Annotated in this window: 19 protein-coding genes, 3 pseudogenes and 1 riboswitch; of the genes and pseudogenes, 14 read left to right on the top strand and 8 right to left on the bottom strand. The window is 40.3% G+C overall.

What is annotated here, in order from left to right; genetic code table 11:
* The first annotated feature begins 27 nt into the window (after positions 1-27).
* The gene (locus BLV00_RS15480) at positions 28-294 is read left to right on the top strand and encodes a hypothetical protein (protein ID WP_093045877.1); all 267 of its coding nucleotides are present in this window, start codon (positions 28-30) and stop codon (positions 292-294) included.
* A 266-nt stretch (positions 295-560) separates the two neighbouring features.
* Here BLV00_RS15480 and BLV00_RS15475 read toward each other — a convergent pair.
* Both BLV00_RS15475 and BLV00_RS15470 read right to left on the bottom strand, forming a co-directional pair.
* Positions 561-1,079: pseudogene (locus tag BLV00_RS15475) on the bottom strand (IS110 family transposase); the annotation flags it as partial.
* Between the two features lie 420 nt (positions 1,080-1,499).
* Positions 1,500-2,698, bottom strand: a pseudogene (locus BLV00_RS15470) (IS110 family RNA-guided transposase).
* A 428-nt stretch (positions 2,699-3,126) separates the two neighbouring features.
* On the opposite strand from BLV00_RS15470, the gene BLV00_RS15465 reads away from it, so the two are divergent.
* The 5 genes and pseudogenes from BLV00_RS15465 to BLV00_RS15445 all read left to right on the top strand — a co-directional run bounded on the left by BLV00_RS15465 (position 3,127) and on the right by BLV00_RS15445 (position 7,025).
* Positions 3,127-3,894 (top strand): nucleotidyltransferase domain-containing protein, encoded by a 768-nt coding sequence (locus tag BLV00_RS15465; RefSeq protein ID WP_093045875.1) that lies wholly within the window; start codon positions 3,127-3,129, stop codon positions 3,892-3,894.
* Between the two features lie 148 nt (positions 3,895-4,042).
* Positions 4,043-4,529: pseudogene (locus tag BLV00_RS15460) on the top strand (NUDIX hydrolase).
* A gap of 161 nt (positions 4,530-4,690) precedes the next feature.
* Complete coding sequence (locus BLV00_RS15455) at positions 4,691-6,115, top strand: DUF2254 domain-containing protein (RefSeq protein ID WP_093045874.1); 1,425 nt, start codon at positions 4,691-4,693, stop codon at positions 6,113-6,115.
* Positions 6,116-6,405: 290 nt separating this feature from the next.
* A complete protein-coding gene (locus BLV00_RS15450; RefSeq protein ID WP_176791612.1) occupies positions 6,406-6,711 on the top strand; it encodes a hypothetical protein in 306 nt (101 codons plus the stop codon).
* A gap of 122 nt (positions 6,712-6,833) precedes the next feature.
* Complete coding sequence (locus BLV00_RS15445) at positions 6,834-7,025, top strand: DUF6366 family protein (RefSeq protein ID WP_093045872.1); 192 nt, start codon at positions 6,834-6,836, stop codon at positions 7,023-7,025.
* Between the two features lie 42 nt (positions 7,026-7,067).
* Here the strand turns inward: BLV00_RS15445 and desA are convergent, their stop codons facing one another.
* Together desA and BLV00_RS21730 are read right to left on the bottom strand one after the other, a co-directional pair.
* A complete protein-coding gene (desA, locus tag BLV00_RS15440; protein WP_093045871.1) occupies positions 7,068-8,120 on the bottom strand; it encodes a Delta(5) desaturase DesA in 1,053 nt (350 codons plus the stop codon).
* Between the two features lie 13 nt (positions 8,121-8,133).
* Positions 8,134-8,340: a hypothetical protein gene (locus tag BLV00_RS21730; protein WP_143030736.1), complete on the bottom strand. Its 207-nt coding sequence runs from the start codon at positions 8,338-8,340 to the stop codon at positions 8,134-8,136.
* A gap of 716 nt (positions 8,341-9,056) precedes the next feature.
* Between BLV00_RS21730 and BLV00_RS15430 the strand changes: the two genes are divergently transcribed.
* The gene (locus BLV00_RS15430; protein WP_093045870.1) at positions 9,057-9,392 is read left to right on the top strand and encodes a hypothetical protein; all 336 of its coding nucleotides are present in this window, start codon (positions 9,057-9,059) and stop codon (positions 9,390-9,392) included.
* Positions 9,393-9,942: 550 nt separating this feature from the next.
* Positions 9,943-10,090: riboswitch (FMN riboswitch) on the top strand.
* Positions 10,091-10,300: 210 nt separating this feature from the next.
* A complete protein-coding gene (locus BLV00_RS15425) occupies positions 10,301-10,888 on the top strand; it encodes an ECF transporter S component (protein ID WP_093045931.1) in 588 nt (195 codons plus the stop codon).
* 40 nt (positions 10,889-10,928) lie between these two features.
* Here the strand turns inward: BLV00_RS15425 and BLV00_RS15420 are convergent, their stop codons facing one another.
* The 4 genes from BLV00_RS15420 to BLV00_RS15405 all read right to left on the bottom strand — a co-directional run bounded on the left by BLV00_RS15420 (position 10,929) and on the right by BLV00_RS15405 (position 13,286).
* Positions 10,929-11,387: a TspO/MBR family protein gene (locus BLV00_RS15420; RefSeq protein ID WP_425441693.1), complete on the bottom strand. Its 459-nt coding sequence runs from the start codon at positions 11,385-11,387 to the stop codon at positions 10,929-10,931.
* 68 nt (positions 11,388-11,455) lie between these two features.
* Positions 11,456-11,833: a TraR/DksA family transcriptional regulator gene (locus BLV00_RS15415; protein WP_093045868.1), complete on the bottom strand. Its 378-nt coding sequence runs from the start codon at positions 11,831-11,833 to the stop codon at positions 11,456-11,458.
* A gap of 30 nt (positions 11,834-11,863) precedes the next feature.
* Positions 11,864-12,250: a hotdog fold thioesterase gene (locus BLV00_RS15410; protein WP_425441691.1), complete on the bottom strand. Its 387-nt coding sequence runs from the start codon at positions 12,248-12,250 to the stop codon at positions 11,864-11,866.
* Positions 12,251-12,344: 94 nt separating this feature from the next.
* Positions 12,345-13,286 carry a 1,4-dihydroxy-2-naphthoate polyprenyltransferase gene (locus BLV00_RS15405; RefSeq protein ID WP_093045866.1) on the bottom strand — a complete coding sequence of 314 codons (942 nt, stop codon included), beginning with the start codon at positions 13,284-13,286 and terminating at the stop codon, positions 12,345-12,347.
* 271 nt (positions 13,287-13,557) lie between these two features.
* On the opposite strand from BLV00_RS15405, the gene BLV00_RS15400 reads away from it, so the two are divergent.
* The 6 genes from BLV00_RS15400 (at position 13,558) to menC (ending at position 21,065) form a co-directional block, all read left to right on the top strand.
* Positions 13,558-14,949, top strand: coding sequence for an isochorismate synthase (locus tag BLV00_RS15400; RefSeq protein WP_093045865.1), 1,392 nt, complete (start codon positions 13,558-13,560; stop codon positions 14,947-14,949).
* A complete protein-coding gene (gene menD, locus BLV00_RS15395; RefSeq protein ID WP_093045864.1) occupies positions 14,949-16,694 on the top strand; it encodes a 2-succinyl-5-enolpyruvyl-6-hydroxy-3-cyclohexene-1-carboxylic-acid synthase in 1,746 nt (581 codons plus the stop codon). Before BLV00_RS15400 ends, menD begins: the two co-directional genes overlap by 1 nt.
* 4 nt (positions 16,695-16,698) lie before the next feature.
* Complete coding sequence (gene menH / locus BLV00_RS15390; protein WP_093045863.1) at positions 16,699-17,508, top strand: 2-succinyl-6-hydroxy-2,4-cyclohexadiene-1-carboxylate synthase; 810 nt, start codon at positions 16,699-16,701, stop codon at positions 17,506-17,508.
* Positions 17,509-17,540: 32 nt separating this feature from the next.
* Positions 17,541-18,359 carry a 1,4-dihydroxy-2-naphthoyl-CoA synthase gene (menB, locus tag BLV00_RS15385; protein WP_093045862.1) on the top strand — a complete coding sequence of 273 codons (819 nt, stop codon included), beginning with the start codon at positions 17,541-17,543 and terminating at the stop codon, positions 18,357-18,359.
* A 118-nt stretch (positions 18,360-18,477) separates the two neighbouring features.
* Entirely contained in the window at positions 18,478-19,959 is a 1,482-nt protein-coding gene (locus BLV00_RS15380; protein ID WP_093045861.1) for an o-succinylbenzoate--CoA ligase, read from the top strand.
* On the top strand, positions 19,959-21,065 hold the full coding sequence (menC, locus tag BLV00_RS15375) for an o-succinylbenzoate synthase (protein ID WP_093045860.1): 1,107 nt from the start codon (positions 19,959-19,961) through the stop codon (positions 21,063-21,065). The genes BLV00_RS15380 and menC overlap by 1 nt, the downstream gene beginning before the upstream one ends.
* The last annotated feature ends 385 nt before the right edge of the window (positions 21,066-21,450 follow it).

The following is a 21,450-nucleotide window of genomic DNA, read 5'->3' as shown; positions in this document are numbered from 1 at the left end:
AACTTAACAGGAAAAGAGGATGGATGAATGGATAGGATTGAAGAGGCATCCAAGCAATTATTAAGCATTATATTGAAGCAGCATGTTTCACTGAACAAAGTCGGAGAACTGGAGTTAGGGGTTACCGATTTCATTTCAACATTTCTTACAGATGAAGACGGTATCGATTTATATGAGGTTCTTGCGATCTTGTTGGAAATGGATCAGGATACGCTTTTTATGACTATTGCCGAATGTGTGGCCAAAGGGGACCAACTGGTGGATTCCGTATACAAACACCTATTGGCCAAGTAGACTGTCTCTACCGTATAAGTAAAAGGAAAGGAATAGAGATGATCCCTCTCTAAAAATTATGCTGTTTATAGAATACTAAATAGGTATAGTTATTCACTCTGCTTTTGCGAAAGTCCAAGGAATGGAAATTTGAAATTTATTAAGAATAAGGTGAGAATTTGGGTAAAGGATTAATAATTTTTCTTGTATATTTTTCTGCTTGTACGATAGTTCTTGTAGTATTAAACCCTATGACTATAGAAGGTGTGGGGGTGTGGATACTTTTAAAGAGCTCCAAAGACGGTTTTATATTCAGGAAACACTTGATCCAATACGGTTTGGAACTGAAGTTTAATTTGTACATAAGTTCCTGTTAGCGCGTCATGTTGGCGGGTTAGATTCCTTAAGTTCATAATTTTGACGGCTTTCTTTTTGAAAGGTTGAAGGTCATCATATAGATAATACAGTTCCCCTAAACGAAAGGCATCTATGGCGTCGGTCTTTACTTTCCTTAAGCTCATTTTTTTAGCTTCATGGGAAAGAATTGGATTCACCAAATAATAGATGATTTTGTAGTCCTCTAAGAACTGTAAAACGGGTTCATGATAATGGCCCGTAGATTCAAAAATGACGACCGGAGGTCGCCCGGTGATTTCTTCCACCTCTAACCAAAACCGGTAAAAATCATGTAACCCTAAAATGTTATGCTCGAACACAAAGCTCTTCTTGTAAGGATCTTTTTTCTGTAAAAAGGCTTGTACTTGGCTTTTTCCCTTCGCAATATCCAGGCCAATGACTGGATCCATGTTTTATCACGTCTCCTTTTGTTAGATTCGCCGGCAGCCCCTAACCTATCTTGTAGTGTCATAGCTTCGCTTGTTATACGAGATCCAGGTCCCAACCAGCCTCAATCATGTTTCTACAAGTAGGGGGTGGACAGTATTGCGGACGGGATCAGAGTCCCACGGGGGCGAACGTCCTACCCGGCTACTTTAAGAATAACCTATAAAAAATAGGTCAACCAGATAAACTGGTTAATCTTATAATACGAAGGGTGCGTTAGTTAAAGATCTGCTTCAATATCTCGATATCAAGTCTTCCATAATAGACCAGCTATAAAATGTCAAGTAACCAAATAGATAATTCTTTTACATTTACTCAAATAAAATTTGGCATACCAAATAAACCTCACTCTTGTGATTATTAAAACTGCAAAAAAACAGTAGTTAATTATCATTGGTTTGAGGGCGAGGGACATAGGGTTTTTGATCTCTCAAAATTGCAAATATAATGTGTGTTAATTTACGAGCTACAGCCCCTACGGCAGTACCGTGAGCTTTTCCACGTTCTCGTAACTTTTGATAATAAAGGGATAGGGCAGGATCATTAAAGCTGGCCACGAATGCTGCTTGCCATATCGCACGTCTAAGATAAGGGGAACCTCTTTTGGAAAGCTTCGTTTTAGATCCATTAAATTCACCGGATTGGTGCACGGAAGCATCCAGGCCTGCAAAGGCAACTAATTGTTTTGGATGTTCGAAGCGATCAATGGAACCAACTTCACCTAAAATGACTGCCGCTGTGACATCATTTACGCCTGTTATGGTTGTTAAATAATGATGTTGACGGTCCGAGAGCTCCCTTAATTCTTTTTCTATTTGAGCCAATTGTTTTTCAAATAGAGCTATTTGTTCCAGGAGAAGATGGATCTGCATTTTAAATGCATCTGCACCTATTGAAATACCAAAGGTATTTTGGGCGCTTTCTTTCAATTGTTCAGCTTTCCAACGAGCTCTTGTAACCCCGTACCGTCCCTTACTGACACGGTACAGTACATCGGCCAGTTTGTCTGTATCAATCTCTAAAAGGTCTTCGGGTAGGGTATAGTTTAAAAGAATTTCTGTGGAAGATAGTCCGAAAACAACAGAAAACACTTGTTCATATTCAGGGAAGACCTGATCTAGTAAAGCAATGATTTTACGCTTAACGTCTGAGCTTTGGTCTACCAATGCATAACGCAGCCTCTCAAGGTGTCTGAGTTGAAGAAGGTCTTCTTGAACGAATGGAGTCGCTTCTGGAGAGTCAATGCGAATCACTTGAGCAATTAAGTACGCATCTTTAATATCTGTTTTGGTTTTGCGAATATAAAAATTACGGAGTGCATCTGATTGCATAGGATTGAAAGACGTCACTTTGTATCCAAGTTGATGAAGGAAAGAAAAGAGAGATAACCAATAGTGACCGGTGGCTTCCATCCCATAAGCACAATCTTCAGGTGTCACCTGGTGTTGATTAATGTAAGAAGCTTTTCACTCCCCTTTTTGGAATTAGCAAAACGAATGGTTTTTCCAATAGGGTTCCCACTTTCATTGATTAATCCAGCTTCATGATGACGTTTTCCAATATCAATGCCAAGATAAATCATAAACGATACCACCCACATAATATTAATCAGATGCAAGGAAGCCTCTTAACTTTATAGATATTCAACCTCGTTCGATATACGGCAACGATGTACCATCCAGCTCATACGAATAGTTCTATAAAGAAAGAGGTGTCAGTCTATAGCGCGAAGACAATGCTTCAAGGGGGCAGAGCGACAACCTCAATCTGATTTAACCCCATTATACCTTCGAATAAAGGTATGATGGATTTAAAACCAGAAGTAATCTGGTTAATAATAATATACGAGGGGGCGATTATTCAATACGAGTAATTGCCTTTTTTATTGACTGAGAATATTGTGGAAGGTTTAGATAGAAGAAATAGTTCAATTTTAAAAAAATGAAAATTATGTAAATAAACGGTATGATGGCGTAATATTTATCTTTATTAAATTTTGAGGTGATAATCATGCGTCAAGAAAAAGCTGTTAAAAAGTTAGTAGATAGCTTAAAAGAAGACCATAGTGTTCGAAGCATATTTTTAAAAGGCTCTATGGGCAGAAATGAACATGACCAATATTCAGATATAGATATATATTGTCTAATAGATGAAGAAGAGGTAGAACCATTTCTATCTCGTCGATTGAGTCACCTTAAAGCATACAAAGAAATAGTCTTCTATGATGAGATTTTCATTATAGCACCACAAGTGATAGCTATATATGAGGATTGGCTTCATGTAGACCAATTTACCGTAACAGAAAAGACATTTCAAAATAATGATTATTTTACCGTCCTTTACGATCCTAATAATCTAATGAACTCCTATAAGTCCAACCAAAAACTTACACTTTCCGAAGATGAATTTAAGGATCATGTAATAGACGTAGCTTGGTTCCTGTTTCAATATAAAAAAGCAATGGAACGAGGAAATCCTACATGGGCTCCTGAGACGCTGCGGCATGTAATGAGGAGTTTAGCTAGTATCATACTATATGGATATGCTAAAGATCGATCTCAGCTGGGGTTAAAAACAATACATACACACTTACCACTGGAAAAGCAAAATAAAATTCAAGAGATTTATGAATACACCACTCCTTCTCATCATAAAATTGCAGTTAAGAAAATATCGTCTCTCTTAAAGTTAGAAATTAACTGGATACAGCAACAGTTTGAAAAAGATAATCAAACCATTCCTTTTCTAAAATTAATGATGGAAACATTTTCTGACTGAAGTTAATAATCAGCTAAATGTAGTAGAAGTTATGCAAGTAGATACTATCTTGAATACAAGTCTTCAAGAAATGGGGGCTTTTCTTCAATAAGGCAGCCTTTTCATATTAAAGTAAGGGAGCAGTTTAGTAAAAAATAGGAGGATAAAAGTGTATAAACAAACATTGTGCTTTATTCGTAGGAATGATGAATTACTTATGTTAAATAGAGAAGAAAAACAAACACAAGGTCTATGGAATGGTGTTTGGCAAGATGGAAGATAATGAAACGCCTTTAGAATGTGTAATTCGTGAAGTAAAAGAAGAGACAAATATTGACATCAGTGTATACACCATCATTGATAAAGGAGTAATTACTTGGGGAGTAGATAACGCCTCTGTTACTGGTGGAATGTACGTTTATTTAGTTGACATTGAGGAAAGTTATGATTATAAAACCCCTAAAAAAGTCGATGAAGGTATTCTTGATTGGAAAAAGATTCAGTGGATATTAGAAGACAAAAACTTTGGAGTAGGAGAAATGATACCTCACTTCTTACCAGATATTTTGAATGAGGAAAAAAAATATAATCATTTCTGTGTAATTGAAAATGCTAAATTAACTAACTATGAGTTTAAAGAACTGATTACCAACTGAACAATCTTATTCAACAAACGGGGGGGCGATTATTCAGTAAGAGTAGTCGCCATTTCTGTTAGGGGAAGTGGTGTTCCTGAAGTGAATTTCATTTTTTCTAAATACTTAAGCAAGTGAAGGCTTCTATAAATGAAATGTAAATATGAAAAGGAAGTGAATGCATGAAGTTATACATGCTCAAAAACATAAAAAGTTATTTACATATGTCAAATAGGGAAAAATGGCTTTTAAAATATTCTAACTTATGGGTTACCCCTGTTATTTATACTTTATTATCTATGATTCTTTTTTTTATTACATCTTGGGCGGATTTAAGAATGAATAGTGGTAGCTTGGTACCGTCTATGTTCAACCCTGATTATACATTAACAAGAATTATTCTAAGTACCTTAACGGCTGGCCTACTATCTCTGACTGCTTTTACCTTTTATGGGGTATTAACAGCGTTAACTACTTTTTCCAGCCAATTCTCCCCCAGAATCTTAAGGAATTTTATGTTGACTAAGAAGACGCAAAACACCTTAGGTATCTTTATAGGTAGCTTTTTATACGTGCTTATTTGTTTGCTTTTCCTTAATAAGGAAGCTCTTTACTTTTTCATCCCTACAACAGCTACATTCTTGGCGGCATTATCACTGGGATCATTTGTACTATTTATCAACCATATAATAAATTGGCTACAAATAACTAACATGACCATTGATATGAAAAATGAATCGATTAACATAATAAAGCAATCCCTCACAAATGAATTGGCTCCATACCGATTAGATGATCAAAACGTCGTTGATGAGCAAATGCCTAAGACAAGAGGTAATCAAATTGCAGTTGCCAACTCTGGCTACCTCCAATCTATCAACTTTATAGATTTGATTCGAGAAGCAGAAAAAGATGACATTATCATTAAGTTAGAGTATAAAGTAGATAACTTTGTTTTTGGTTACACCCCATTACTAACCTATTGGAAAATGGGAAATGGCAATAACGAAATCGATGAAGGAAAATATACCAATATGTTTCACGTAGGTAAGAAACAAACAGAGCTCCAAGATATTGAGTATAGCATAAATAAATTTGTAGAAATAGCCATTCGAGCATTAGGTAATAATGATCCGAAAACGGCCTCGAATACAATCTACCTGCTTGGTGATTTGCTTATTGATATATCCAATAACACAAAATTTACTTCTTCTTTAGTCGATAATCAACAAAAACTCCGGGTTATTTTAAAGAGTTTATATTTTGACGATTACCTACATATAAGCTTTGCTGCCATCCGTCAATATTCCGAGAAAAATACAGTCATTACTTTAGAGTTATTACATGTTCTTTATGCCATAGCACAAGGGGTTAAGGAGAGGGATTACGATTCAGTCTGGAATTTTGTTGATTATACAGTAAGAGGTTTCGAACAGAATTACTTGCATAGTATCGATAGAAAACAATTTTACAATAACTTATGGTGCATTGCTACCGTCACCTGCAATGAATCAAAATACTATGAATTAGCTCAAAAAACCATGGCAAAAGTTTCTGATCAAGATGACTTAGAAGAGACTGAAAAGTATATTAAAGAGGATCTTTAGAAAGAGCCCGAGAGTCGTATAGGGAGTAAAAAAGTTTAGCCGACCCTTGTTTTACTTAAAGTGTTGTATGCAATTTTGATTTAGAAACAAATACTTTTAGCCTTTGAAACTTTTCCGTAGAGATAAAAAGAGTTAAGGTATTCCATTATATCAGCTAATGGAAGGTTAATAGCTAAGGGTACAAAAAGGGCAGGATCCAATAAAATAACCATATTAAAGAAGCTTCATGGTTGAGGGATCAATTTCAAAGTCTCCGTAGTCTTCATAAAGATATTCATCGGCTTATTCATATGAAAGATATAGAGAAAATAAAGTTTTACCTTGCAAAAGTACCACAAAACCGATTGATTTTAAATAAAATCAATCAATACCGAAAGGTAATGTGGGGTGGAAGGATCGACACATCCAGTCTCGAAGAGGCAATTAAAAGCAGCGAAATTTTTGGAACTAAGTTTCTTCCTAAAGGTAAGCGTAAAATAATCCCCACCTATGAAATAGGGCAGGGATTGTTTTATGCTTACGCTTATATTATTTTATTTAGTTGCATTATTAAGTTCTCTTATGAAACATATATCAACTACAAAGGTAAAAAATAGTTGAAGGTTCCCTCGTATCTTGGATTTAAGTCTTCCGGATAAGGGCGCGTTTATCGAATAAAGCGTCCTTCTGTATAGGACCATTTTGCGGAATAAAACATAAAATCTTTAGGGGTGATAAAATGGGCAGAGATAACGAAACACCTGAAGAAAGAAGAGAGGGGCTAAGGCAAAAAGAATTAAACAATCCTTCCAGTAGTATACACGGGAGCATTCTTTCTGATTTGGTCGGTGGTTTAGGATGGAAAGGTACTGGAATACTTATTCTTGTATTAATATTAGCTGTTATAATATATGCCATTTTCTTCCGATAAAGGGCGCTATCCTTAAATAGGAATATGCGCCCATTTTTATTTTTATCGTCCCTGATAGTTTGGGGTTCGATGGTTTCGTTGTCTTCTCATTTTTCTTTGCCGTAAAATGTTTTTCATTTCTTTAAAGCTTACAAATTTCTTGTTGGCTTCATCATACACCCGGAAACGAAACGATTCCAGACTGGAAGCCAATGTGATGGTTGTCGCCTGTTGAAGTGGCGTTACATTATTATGGGTTTTTTCTAGGTTGTAATTAGGGACCCTTGGACTGAGATGATGCACGTGATGGAAACCAATGTTGCCGGTAATCCATTGCATGACCTTCGGAAGCTTGTAATAGGAACTTCCATCGACGGCGGCCTTGACAAAATCCCATTCCTCTTCATTTTCAAAATAGGAATCTTCAAACTGGTGCTGGACATAGAACAACCAAATGCCGATGGCTCCTGATAGGAACAGAATGGGAAGCTGTACAATCAGAAAGGCCTGCCAACCTATGATCCATATTAACAGCGCGTAGATAACTGCAATGGAAGTGTTGATGAAATACGTGTTCATTCTCTCTTTTCGTTTAGCCCCTTTTTTATTAAACCGATTGTCTACAAGGAAAAGAAAAAATGGACCTAATCCGAACAATACAATGGGGTTACGATACAGCCTATACGTTAATCGGCTCCAAAAAGAAGCGTGAATATATTCATCCACCGTCATCATCCATATATCTCCGGTGCCTCGTTTTTCTAAATTGCCGCTTGTCGCATGGTGCATCATGTGGCTGCGTTTCCATTTTGCAAAAGCAAAATGGGTGATAATGCCGGTAAACGTACCAACCACTCGATTCGCTTGTCTGCTTTTGAAAAATGACCCGTGGGTGCAGTCATGGAAAATGATAAAGATGCGAACGACAAAACCGGCGGCAATCACTGCTAATGCAAGGGTCAACCAAATGGATACCGATAAACTTTGGTATGCAAGGAACCAAAACAAGAAAAACGGTAAAACACTATTGATTAACTGTGTGACCCCTACTTTTGTATCTGACTTTGCAAACGGTGCCACCCTTTTCTTCAGCTCTGCCTGTTGTTGTTTGCTCATAACCTTCTCCCTTCTAAAGATGCATCTGACTCGGCGCAACGGCCAATTGATAACCATGTTTGCATTTTGTATAACTTGTTTCTTCATATAATCGATTGACATAATTTTCATCTTGAGAACTTTCTCGTTGCGTAAGTGGAGTTGTGTGAAAATCGCAAACGTCCCCGACATAAGAGGATCGATGAATCACTTGTGTTATGGTATCTATCAGATATTTCATAGCACTTTACCCTCTGAGGCCATAAAGAAAACGTTAACGAAAAGGGTCTTTTGATGACCCCTTTCGGCTTATGTCCGGCTCTATTGTCCGATTCATTTCCACCTTCATGGTTATTCGATTGCATAATTTAAGGGGACACAGTGTTGATGGGAAACTCACAAGCGTTCAATATATGAACGTTGAAGAATTTCGCGACGCCTTGAACTGAGGAAAATGGAGCAATTACAAACACCCCCTAGTTGTTTTTTATGGCAACTAGGGGGTTGCTTAATATCAACATTTAACTTTAACAGAGGCCTTATTCTTAGGAGGAATTTTAGGGTGGGGACTTGTGAAAGTATTTAGTAGGATATGGGCCTCAAAGCAATAGTTTTTCTTAAATTATCTTGAAACCAAGTATTCCATAAACGGTCGCTTTTCTGGAGTAAAGCAATTCTCAACAAAATTAAACAAAAGACAGAGCACTTTCATATAATTGAAAGTGCTCTGTCTTTTGTTTATATACTCCTGTCATGTTTATGTATACAAAGTATTTATTTATTATCCTTATCTTCAAGTTCCGTAGACTTTTGGACTAGGTATTGAAAATAACTTTCCAATTCTCGGATTTGCTCTGGCCCCATGGATCTCCACTTGTCTATATCAAAAAAAGCAGCGTCTTCAATTCCGTATTTATCCATTAGCAAGTTCAATATAATAATGAGGGGAATAACAGTATGTCAAAAAATTCTTTTAAGGGATTTAAGGGAGCAACATTTGGAGACAATACTAATATTGGTGGAGATAACGTCAAGCAAATAAAAATTGAAGAACACTCTGAAATTAGAACTGCACTGAATGACATTTCTAAAGATCTAAAAAGTATAGATAACGCTGACTCAAAAGATGAAGCAGAAATTTATTATGAATCCTTAGTAAAGAACATTGAGAAAAATGATCATTCTAAGGTGGAAAAATGTCTTTCTAAACTTCAACCTTTAATATCAAATGTATCATCTTTAATGACGATTGCAAGTTTCTTTGGTTTAAGTATTCCGGGATTGACAATGTAAAAGTAACTAATAGGACTTTTTTATTTTGGCTAAAAGTGAAACATCTAGCTAGCAAGAAATGACATACTTTTTGGCATACTTTTTCTCACTTTTGATTATATCCTTATATTCTTGATAAAGGAGATAAGCCTTGTTCAACTTATAATTTACTATAAAATGAACATTATTTCTCACTATTTATCTTAGCGAACCTATGGGCGGCATGATGTATAAAGAATAATCCCTATTACATTAATGGCCCCTATACTGCAAGCCGGATATGGTATTGCCTGGGAACATCGTATTAAAGAGAAACATAGATTTGCTACTTGTTATTACCATATATATCTTTGTTTAGCCCCATTTTTATTTGTAACAATTCACATCCTGTTTCTTCATATGCACTCCATCAGCCTTCTTAGTTGTTGGTTTTTTGTTGCCGAATTATTGCCCAAATTCGGCAACAAGCCTCCTTTTTAATCCTAAAAGAACCTAAAGCTATCTAATTTAAGCCTACAAACTTGCCATTTCATCGCATTTTACATAAAATGAAAATATACTATCATAACGATTCCATCTTCGGGGCAGGGTGAAATTCCCGACCGGCGGTGATGAATGCAGCCCGCATTCTCAGTCCGTGACCCGTGAGGCTTTGCCGAGCGGTGGACCTGGTGCAACTCCGGGACCGACAGTGACAGTCTGGATGGGAGAAGATGTTGAGCAAAAAGGTATGAATTCATACCTTTTGTTTCCGATGAATTTTTACACTCCAGTGCCCCCTATGTGTGCGCTGGAGTGTTTTGGTTTTTGGCTCTATTAAACTATAGAAGATAGTGAAAAGTTGAACAGAGTCTGATGAATTCATAGGGAACGCGCTTACCTTCATCTGGGATGTGAATCGTGTGAAAAGATGAAGGAGGAATAAGATGATGCAAAAAAGAAAGCCGCAATCATCCAGTCTAGTTAAGCTTATTGTTTTATCGTTGTTGGGTACCATTTCTATGATTTTGATGTTTTTGAATTTCCCATTGCCACTGCTGCCACAATATTTGAAGGTGGATTTCAGTGACATTCCAGCATTGATTGCTGGGTTGATTTTCACTCCAGTTGCAGGAATCATAGTGGAAGGGCTGAAAAACCTTCTCTATCTCGTTTATACAGGAGCGGCTGATCCGATCGGCATTGCAGCAAACTTTGCTGCTGGAATTATGTTTGTCGTTCCAGCTGCCATGCTTTACCATAAATTTAAAACTACAAAAAGTTTAGTTTCCGGTCTATTCACCGGTACCGCCATTATGGCAATCGGTATGGGCGTATTGAATTACTTTTTGATCTTACCGGCTTACAGTTGGTTTATGGGCTGGGAGACGATGAGCGCTCAAGTGAAATGGGTAACTGTAATAGCCGGTATCTTGCCTTTCAATGCGTTGAAAGGAATAGTGATTGCTGCCCTGTTTGTCCCGTTATTCATGAAAATGAAGCTGTGGATTGCACAAAAAAGAATCACTATCACATAAATAAGATAAGCCTTGCCTGAATACTTCAGGCAAGGCTTTTTTAGAACCAGGGCAAAGTTGTTTGTCCAGGATTCATTAGATAAATAGAAAATGCCAAAAAGGTGGCGAACAAACTCCAAAGTAGGTAAGGGATAAGCAACAATCCACTGATTTTTTCCCATTTGGTCAAAAAGATAATCAATATTAAACTGCTTAATGCTACCAATGTATTGTCAAAAGCTGCAAGCAGCAGGTCTTTCAGCTCAAATTGCAAATAGCTGAACAGCTGGTTTGTAAGATAATTGAACAAGAAGATAGACCAGAATGTTATTCCAAGCTGTTTAAAGCCGTGCTTTAATCCGGCATATGTTACAGAAAAGGAAATAAGTCCGTAAAGTAATCCCCAAACTATGCCGATAGTGCTTCCATCTGGTGTCCAGACTGGTTTGGCCAGGGAGTTGTACCACGGTCGGTCAACAGGGAAGAGAAACCCTGCTAATGAAAAAACTGCATATATCAAAATAAAACTAAGCGAGGCTCTCAACAGTTTTTGGATAGCACTCTCTCCTTAAAAAAAAGGACGGTGAATTACCGTCCTTCGATTTCCTTGCTTTCTTCCACTGTAAAACGCGCAGTAGGTTCGATTTCTAAACGTTCAACAGGAATCGGTTCTCCTGATTTTTCACTGCGTCCATAACTTCCTTCTTCAATCCGTTTTAATGCATCCTCGATTTCCATTAACCGTTCTCTGGCTATTTCATAAAATGTCTGATCTTTCGCACGTTCGAATTGTTCAGTTCCATGGTCTCCGGGGTGATCAGGTATGTCGGATATTTCCTGATGTGTTTCGCTGGAAGATTCTTGGTCAGACATAGAATCACTATATTTCTCTAAGTCTTTTTCCGCTTCTTGTTTCATTCCCAATAATTTTTCTTTAAACTCCTGGACTTGTTTATCACTTAGCATACCTTAGTCTCCTTTCGAGTAGCGAATTGGTTACAGGGGTACTACCCCAATCGTACAGCGGGAAATGGAAATTAAGTTTTCCGCTTCATCTGTAATTTTTATTTCCCAAACCATTGTGTTCCTTCCGATATGGAATGGAACGGCAGTGGCTGTCACCATACCATCCCGCTTACTTTTAATGTGGTTGGCATTGATTTCAACCCCGAATACACGGTGTGTTTCTGGATTGATATTGTGGAAAGCACCAATACTTGCTGCCGATTCAGCAAGAGCTACACTTGCCCCTCCATGGAGGAAGCCTAAAGGCTGGTGTGTGGCTCCGTCGACAGGCATGGTCATAACTACCTTTTCCTTTTCTAGTACTTTTACTTCCATTCCTAATGCTTCCATCATGGTATTGTCGAATTGTAATTCCATTAGATTCATTCCTTTGTAAGTATTTCCCGCTCCGTCTTCAATAAAACATCACAGGATGTAAAAAGAAGCGGCAGATATTATTTGCCGCTTGTGGTTATAAAGGTAAATATAATTGTAGTAACAAAGATACGCCTAATAAGAAGCCATAGATGGTATTGGTTTGGGCAGTGGCCTTCATGGCCGGCATCATTTCGATTGGTAGTGTCTTGCCGATAAAGCCTTTTACAGCTTCTTTCGCTTTCTTTACGCTTAAGAGTGCGATGATACTCCACACCGGCAGTAGACCGATCACTATATAAATCAAGGTTAACAGGTAAGCTATGCCGAATAAAACTGCCAGAAAACGGATTGCTCCTTGTTTGCCTAAAAGAATAGCAATCGTCTTTCGGCCGTTTTCTTTATCCCCCTCTAAATCCCGGATATTATTAGCAAGCAAGATAGCTCCGACAAAAATAGCGACAGGTACTGAAACCCAAATGACTCCCCCATGGATAGAGAGGGTCTGGATGAAGTAGCTGATTCCGATGATAATTGTGCCCATGAAAAAGCCTGCTGCCAATTCACCAAACGGGGTATAAGCAATGGGGTAAGGCCCGCCGGTATATAAATAACCGAACAACATCGATACAGTTCCAATTACTGCTATCCACCAACTGGAAGCGGCTGATATATAAATACCGAGCAGGATGGCCAGCCCGAAGAATGTCAGGGCCAGAGTCAAGACGGTTTTTGGTGATATCCCATCTCTGACAATTGTTCCCCCGATACCGACAGAATTTTCATTATCGAGCCCTCTAGCATAATCGTAATATTCGTTGAACATATTGGTAGCGGCTTGTATTAAAATTGAAGCCATGAGCATGGCCAGGAATAACCGCGCATGGAAGCCACCATCAAGCGCTGCCAGCATCGTACCGATGAATACAGGAACGAAAGCAGCGGTCAGTGTGTGTGGACGAAGCAGTCTCCACCATACTTGAAACCCTTCCTTTTCATTCAGGGAAACTTTTATATCTTGGTTTTGAACCGGATTCATGTTTGTTCTCTCCTTATTGAATACTATCAAAATATCATTATCATTCTTAAGTTTATGGAATCAGTCAGAAAGTGTCAATCTATGTAAGAAAGTATTGGATACAAGTAAGGATTCCTTGAGTCCGAGAGGAAAAGAGAATAAAATAGAAAAGGAAGCGAAAAACAGGATAGAAGTACGTCACCCTTGATTTTAAAAATAGTGTGACTTTTAAAGCTACTAGTTTTGTGGACTTTTACAAGACTATCATTCCTGGTACACAGGGGGGAGACTTATGATTCATACAGAAGCAGCTACGCTGGATGAAGTCATAGATCAAGCATTAAATAAAGCGGTACAGACCAATCAGAAACAGCTGGTCAGTATCGTTGAGCATATAAAACCAATTGACCCGTTTGTCTTTCATGCGGGTGCTGCCGTGATGAACGAGCCTCGTCTGTTTTGGAAAAGTGCAGACGAAGACGTTGTCATGGCAGGCGTCGGTGCAGCTATACGTTTGTCCTCAGCAAAAGACGATCGTTTCCAGAACATTCAGGATCAATGGAAACAATTGATGGAGCATGCTTACCGATTCGATCGCCATGAACAAAAAGGAACCGGACCAGTTGCGATGGGTGGATTCAGTTTTGACCCACGCAAAGAAAATACCGAGTTGTGGTCTTCGTTTGGAAACAACCAGCTGGAAATCCCCAGCTATCTACTGACAATAGTGGAAAATGAACATTATTTTACTATTAATGCTGTGATTTATCCGGATGACCATAAAGAACAATTGAAGTTTCAATGGGAAGAAGCGAAATCCGCTTTGCTGCAAAAGCGGAACCACACGTTTATTGCCCCGGAAATTCTGGAGCGAAAAGAAATAGAACCGGACGAGTGGAAACGTCTGGTTAAAAAGGCAACCGAAGATATCGAAGCTGGTGTACTGGATAAGGTTGTACTGGCGAGGGAGATACGTTTGAAGTTCGATGAAAATGTTGATATCAGCCAAGTACTCCAGCATTTAGATGATACACAGACAAATAGTTATATCTTCGCTTTCGAAAGTGAGGGTGCGCAATTTGTCGGTGCCACTCCGGAGCGTTTAGTGAAAGTGGAAAATCAACAGTTGCTTTCGACTTGTCTAGCCGGTACCATCCCCCGTGGAGGTACAGCAGATGAAGATGTGAAGTTAGGGCAGGAACTTCTGGAAGACGGAAAGAACTTAGAGGAGCATCAGTTTGTCGTCCGGATGATACGGGATGCCATAGTAGCCTGTAGTGAGGAAGTGGATATTCCTGACAGGCCTGTGCTTTACCCGTTAAAAAATCTTCAACATCTTTATACACCTGTAAGGGCACAATTGAAACAAGAGCACACCTTATTGGATGTCGTAGCTCGTTTACATCCGACACCGGCATTGGGGGGACTTCCGCAAGAGGAAGCCTTAGCCTATATCCGGGAATTCGAACCACTTGATCGTGGGTGGTATGCGGGGCCTGTAGGATGGTTTGATTCCAAACAGAATGGGGAGTTCGCCGTAGCGATCCGTTCTGCATTGGTTAATAAGAATAAAGCGTCCTTATTTTCTGGTTGTGGAATCGTAAAAGACTCCGATCCAGAAATGGAGTATGAGGAAACAGCCATTAAATTCACACCGATGTTAGCCGTACTAGGAGGAGCATAATGGAACATACAGAAACACTGACCAGATATATGGCAACATTTGTACAGGGATTAGAGCAGGCTGGAGTCCGGGATGTCGTCATCTCCCCAGGCTCCCGCTCTACCCCGCTTGCCATGACCTGTGCGGAATATAAAGCAATCAATCATTGGGTCAATTTAGATGAACGTTCAGCAGCCTTCTTTGCCCTTGGAGTAGCCAAAGAGCAGAGAAGGCCTGTCGCGTTGATCTGCACTTCCGGTACTGCTGCTGCCAATTATTACCCAGCAGTGGTAGAGGCACATTATAGCCGGGTCCCTTTGATTGTCCTTACAGCTGATCGTCCTCATGAACTTCGGGATGTTGGCGCTCCGCAAGCGATTGGGCAAATGAACATGTATGGGGAATATGTCAAGTGGTTCCATGATCTATCGCTGCCAGAAGGAACTCCAAGAATGCTCCGTTACGCTAATACTACTGCGAAACGTGCAGTACAGGAAGCGCTACTGGGAAATCATGGGCCGGTCCATCTCAATATTCCTCTAAGGGAACCTCTTATTCCTGACTTTACATTGGATAATTTATGGGATATAACCACCAATCATAATGGAACCCCCATAACCATTGGGAGCAGGAGAATAGAAGAGCAGGACCTTGAACTTCTTGTGAAAACTCTCCAGAGATATAAGCAAGGGATTATTGTCTGCGGTCCCCAAATGGATACTGATCTGGGCGAAGCAATTGCTTTTCTGGCGAAACGAACGGGAGCTCCTGTACTGGCGGACCCTTTATCTCAGCTCAGAGCAGGCAAGTATGACAAAGAACAGGTTATTGAAACATATGACGCCATACTAAAAGATGAGCAAATTCGGGAAACATTACAGCCTGAATTCATCATCCGGTTTGGTGCGATGCCTATCTCCAAACCTTATTTGAAATGGCTCCGGTCCTTAGATTCTCCATTCCATGTTATTGTCGAACCGGAATCGGGGTATCGTGAACCGGCAGGAGTCGCGGTTCATACTATTTTTGCGGAACCTGCCAAGTTTGCATTTCAATTAGGAGACCGAGTGGAAGAGCCATTTGTCGACGAGAAATGGCTCAACACATGGAAATCAATGAATAAGACAGCAAAGGATTTATTACTTACAGAAACACCAGAAGAAGGTATGAATGAAGGCCATGCGGTAGTTAAGCTTTCAGAAGTACTTCCGGATAACTCGGTTTTTTATGTAGGAAATAGCATGCCCATCAGGGATGTGGATACCTTTTTCATGACTACTCCCAAACAAGTGGACATTATGGCTAACCGTGGTGCTAACGGAATTGATGGGGTGGTTTCTGCAGCAATAGGTACCGGTGCTAATGGAAAACCGGTCACTTTGTTGATTGGTGACCTATCCTTTTTCCATGATATGAATGGGTTGTTGATAGCCAAACAGAAGCAGCTAAATCTTACGGTTGTTCTAATAAATAACGATGGCGGTGGTATCTTTTCTTATCTTCCTCAAGCAGACCATCCTGACCATTACGAAGAGCTTTTCGGCACACCGCTTGGAATTGAATTTCAGCCGTTTGTCGAAGCATATGGAGGTACCTATTATTCAGCCGATTCTTGGGAAGAATTTACCAACTTCCTGGCAGAAAGCCATGCCACACACGGTTTATCGGTCGTGGAAGTACGAACGAAACGTGATGAGAACGTTCCCTATCACAGAGCTAAATGGGAAAGTGTCAAAGAGGCAATAATCAAACAGTTAGAGGATTGATCGGATGTTTTATCAAATCAATGGTTCGGATTATTGGGTGGAGGTTAATGGAGAAGGTGTCCCTCTTGTTATGCTTCATGGCTTTACAGGTAGTACACGGACTTGGGCGAAAGTAATCGGAGCTCTATCTGAGTTACCAATTCAATTGATTACGATCGATTTACCGGGGCACGGCAGAACAGAATATAATAACCAACGCACATTGTCTATGGAAAATGTCTGTAAAGATTTAAAAATATTATTCGAAGAAAACCTAAAGTTTTCTTCTATCCATTTGTTGGGATATTCCATGGGAGGAAGAACAGCACTGTCATTTGCAAGCTTTTACCCCGAATTTGTTGACAAGCTGTTATTGGAAAGTGCTTCTCCAGGACTGCGTTCGCTTGAAGAACGGCAGGAAAGGGCTCAAAAAGACAAAAGCCTCGCCACAAAATTGGAAGCGCAGGGCATCGAAGCCTTTATCGATTTTTGGGAAACCATACCCTTATTCGACTCCCAACGTTTATTACCAGTGGAGATACAGGCTGCCATTCGTGAGGAAAGATTAAGCCAAACTGTGGATGGTTTGTCACTTTCGCTCCGAGGTATGGGAACAGGGACACAGCCTTCCTTTTGGGAAGAGCTTTACACGCTGACGATCCCTGTCCAATTAATTGTTGGAGCTTGGGATGAAAAATTTTCAGCTATCAATCAAGCGATGAAAAAAATGCTTCCAGAAGCAAAGCTCCACGTTGTAAAGGAAGCGGGCCACGCGGTCCATGTCGAACAGCCGAAGTTTTTTGCTGAAATTGTCAGGCAGTTCATGCTAGAATAAAAAATGGAAAGCGTTTTAAAGGAGGAGTTCACATGGCAATTGAATGGATCAACGAACGAAATTATGAAGATATTCTTTACGAAACATATGATGGTATTGCTAAGATCACCATCAACCGTCCGGAAGTGCGAAATGCCTTCCGTCCGCAGACAGTAAATGAACTACTGGATGCTTTTACTTATGCCAGAGATGATTCTAAAATTGGCGTTATTGTCCTGGCGGGAGCTGGCGACAAAGCATTTTGTTCCGGCGGTGATCAATCTGTACGGGGGCACGGTGGATATGTAGGTGAAGATGAGATTCCTCGTCTAAATGTGCTTGATTTGCAACGATTGATTCGGGTAATTCCGAAACCGGTCGTAGCGATGGTTTCCGGCTACGCGGTTGGAGGCGGACATGTACTCCATGTGGTCTGCGATTTGACGATTGCAGCAGACAATGCCATTTTTGGGCAGACAGGGCCTAAAGTCGGCAGCTTTGATGCCGGATATGGTGCTGGTCTCTTAGCTAGAATCGTCGGTCATAAGAAAGCTCGTGAAATTTGGTACCTATGCCGTCAATATGACGCACAGGAAGCGTTGGATATGGGCTTAGTCAACACAGTAGTACCTTTAGCTGAATTGGAAACAGAAACGGTTCAATGGTGTCAGGAAATGCTTGAAAAATCACCGACTGCCCTTCGTTTCTTGAAAGCATCCTTCAACGCGGACACTGATGGATTAGCTGGACTTCAGCAAATGGGTGGAGACGCTACATTGCTTTATTACACCACAGAAGAGGCTAAAGAAGGCCGCGATGCCTTTAAGGAAAAGAGAAAGCCAGACTTCAAACAATTTCCGCGTTTCCCTTGATGGAAGCCAAGACAGGATATAACTTTTCCAGGAGGAAAGCATCAGTCCGTGCAAATAGGCGCGGAAGCTGATGCTTTCTTCTCTTTTCTGATTTTTTTATTCCAAGGAGGCTTAATACATGGAAAGCAACCTACCTCACTGGCTACAGAAACAAGCAGAATTGAACCCCCATGAAAAAGCCATTGAAACAGATGACGGCTCGTCTCTGTCCTTTTTAGAGCTACATGAACGAAGTAAACAATATGCTGCTTATTTTGAAGAAAATGGCATACAGCGGGGGGATCATGTGGCTGTGCTATCTTCAAACCGATTGGAAATGGTATTAGCGATTCATGCGCTCAGTTATTTAGGTGCAGTGGTAGTATTATTGAATACCCGCCTTACTCCAGAAGAGCTTGCTTTCCAAATCAAGGATGCTGAAGTCAGTTGCTTGATTACAGAGGAGAACTTTTATTCAAAGGGAGAAGCTGCGATTCGAAATGCCGGACTGGCTGCCTGTCCAATTGTTCAGTATCATCTGATCCAAACAAATAGAAGCAGCCCTGATGCCATTCGTAAGGAAATAACATTAGATGAGGTTTTTACCATTATCTACACATCAGGCACAACAGGCAGCCCTAAGGGTGTCCAACTGACTTATGGAAATCACTGGGCAAGTGCTATCAGTTCTGCTCTTAACCTTGGTCTTTCCCAAAGTGATAAATGGCTGATCTGCCTCCCGATGTTTCATGTAGGAGGATTTTCTGCGCTGATTAAAAATGTTGTTTATGGTATGCCTGTCTTTTTGATGGAACGGTTTGATGAACATATGGTAAATCACGCCATCAAAAACTCCGGAGTAACGATAGTTTCGGTGGTGTCTATCATGCTCCAACGTTTGATAGAAAACTTAAGAGATGAGCGGTTACCAGCACATTTTCGCTGCATGCTGCTTGGAGGAGGCCCGGCTCCAAAACCATTACTTGAGAATGCGAAAGATAAAGCGATCCCTGTATTCCAAACCTATGGAATGACAGAAACAGCATCGCAAATTGTGACCTTAAGTCCTAAGGATGCGCTAAGAAAGCTTGGGTCAGCAGGAAGAGCATTGAGCACCGCCTGGCTGGTAATCGATGCTCCACGTGGGGAAATCGGAGAAATCAAGGTGAAAGGTCCTATGGTAACAAAAGGCTACTATAAGCGGGATGAATCCACAACAGAAGCTCTTTCTGATGGGTGGCTTGCTACTGGTGACCTTGGCTATCAGGATGAGGAAGGTTTTCTGTATGTGGTGGATCGACGGAAGGACTTGATTATTTCCGGTGGGGAAAATATTTACCCGGCAGAAATAGAAAGTGTGCTTTCTGGTATGAAAGGTATTATGGAAGCAGGGGTAACCGGTATAGAAGATCAGCGTTGGGGACAGGTGCCAGCAGCTTTTGTGGTCACTCAAAAAGAATCCGTTCTCAATGAAACGGATGTCCTCCGTTATTGCAGAGATCACCTGGCCGGATATAAATGTCCAAAAGAAATCCACTTCGTTGAAAAGCTGCCACGTAATGCTTCTAATAAGCTGCTAAGGCGAGAACTGCCAGCTTTTCGGAAGGATGTGGGGAATTAGTGATGAATATAGCAGCCATTCATCTCCGGCATATAGAAATGCCGTTGAAAAAGCCCTTTGATACACATGCTGGCCAGGTTATTGATCGGGAACTTATCATTGTAGAAGCAGTTGATGTAGAAGGCAGAAGAGGATTTGGAGAAGTGACAGCTTTTTCTACGCCTTTTTATACAGCTGAAACTATCCATACGGCTTGGGAATTGTTGAGTAAGGTGTTTATTCCGACTGTGGAATGGCAAAAGATTGCTCATCCGTCCAATATTTCTGTAAAGTTAGCCGGCTATCAGGGGAATGAAATGGCAAAGGCTGGTTTGGAAGCTGCCCTGTGGGATTTATTTGCAAAACAAAAGATGCAAAGCCTGAGTGAATTGATCGGGGGAACCCGCACACATGTAGATACAGGAGTGGTTCTGAGTTTATCCGATGACATCGGTAAAATGATTGAGGGTTATCAAACGGAAGGCTACCGGCGTTATAAACTGAAAGTGGAAAAATATAAAGAAGCACAGGCAATTCAAGAAGTCAGAGAATATTCCCAGGAACTTCCCATCATGATTGATGTGAATGGCATGTATGAAGAGAAAGATATTCCTTATTTGGAAGAGCTGGACTCCCATGATTTGATGATGATCGAACAACCTTTTCGTGCCGGAGACTTTTTCTTACATCAACAACTGCAAAATACATTAAACACACCGATATGTTTGGATGAGAGTATCAGGTCACTGGCTGATGCAGAACAAGCGATCCGAATGGAAAGCTGCCAGATCATCAACATCAAGATCAGCCGGGTGGGCGGGATGACAGAAGCTCTGGCGATCCATGATTTTACCAGAAAATCTGATACACCAGTATGGTGTGGGGGAATGGTTGAATCAGGGATATCACGGGCCCATAATATCGCGCTCGCTTCCTTGGAAGGATTCTCAATTCCCGGTGACATATCTGCTTCTTTCCGTTTTTGGGAAAGGGACTTGATTATTCCTGAGGTGAACGTAAAGAAAGGGAAAGTGGAGGTGCCTACTGAACCGGGAATCGGCTTTGAAATAGACGATGAGTATCTTCAGTACGTGACTAAGGTTTCAAGAACTTTCCAGGTAAACTAGCATGTAAGCTTTTTACAACAAAACGAAAGCCTTTGGATTCTTAAGGAATCCAAAGGCTTATTTATTTTTTTGCTCTGTTTCACCTTGTTGTTGATATTATTTATGAGGCTATTTGCTCTGTGGGCATCCAACATGTATTTCCCACAGGAGTCTCGCAGTTCCCCTACGCCCTTTGCCATAGGATGTTCTCGAAATCACACTTGTGGGGAATACATCCCATAATATTTGAAAGAAATTTCTGCCCCTTCATACCCTCTATAAATGCTTCAGGATGAAGTTGTTAGTGTGCACTATTCTCTTTTTGAAGGATCCGTTTAGTACAATACTGGCCGGATGGGAAGGAAAACGGCGAGACTTCCGCGGGAGAAGGGGCTAGGCGAGATCC

The sequence above is a fragment of the Thalassobacillus cyri genome (genome assembly GCF_900107755.1).
Taxonomy (GTDB): Bacteria; Bacillota; Bacilli; order Bacillales; family Halobacillaceae; genus Thalassobacillus; species Thalassobacillus cyri.
This window is presented reverse-complemented; position numbering and strand designations above follow the sequence as displayed.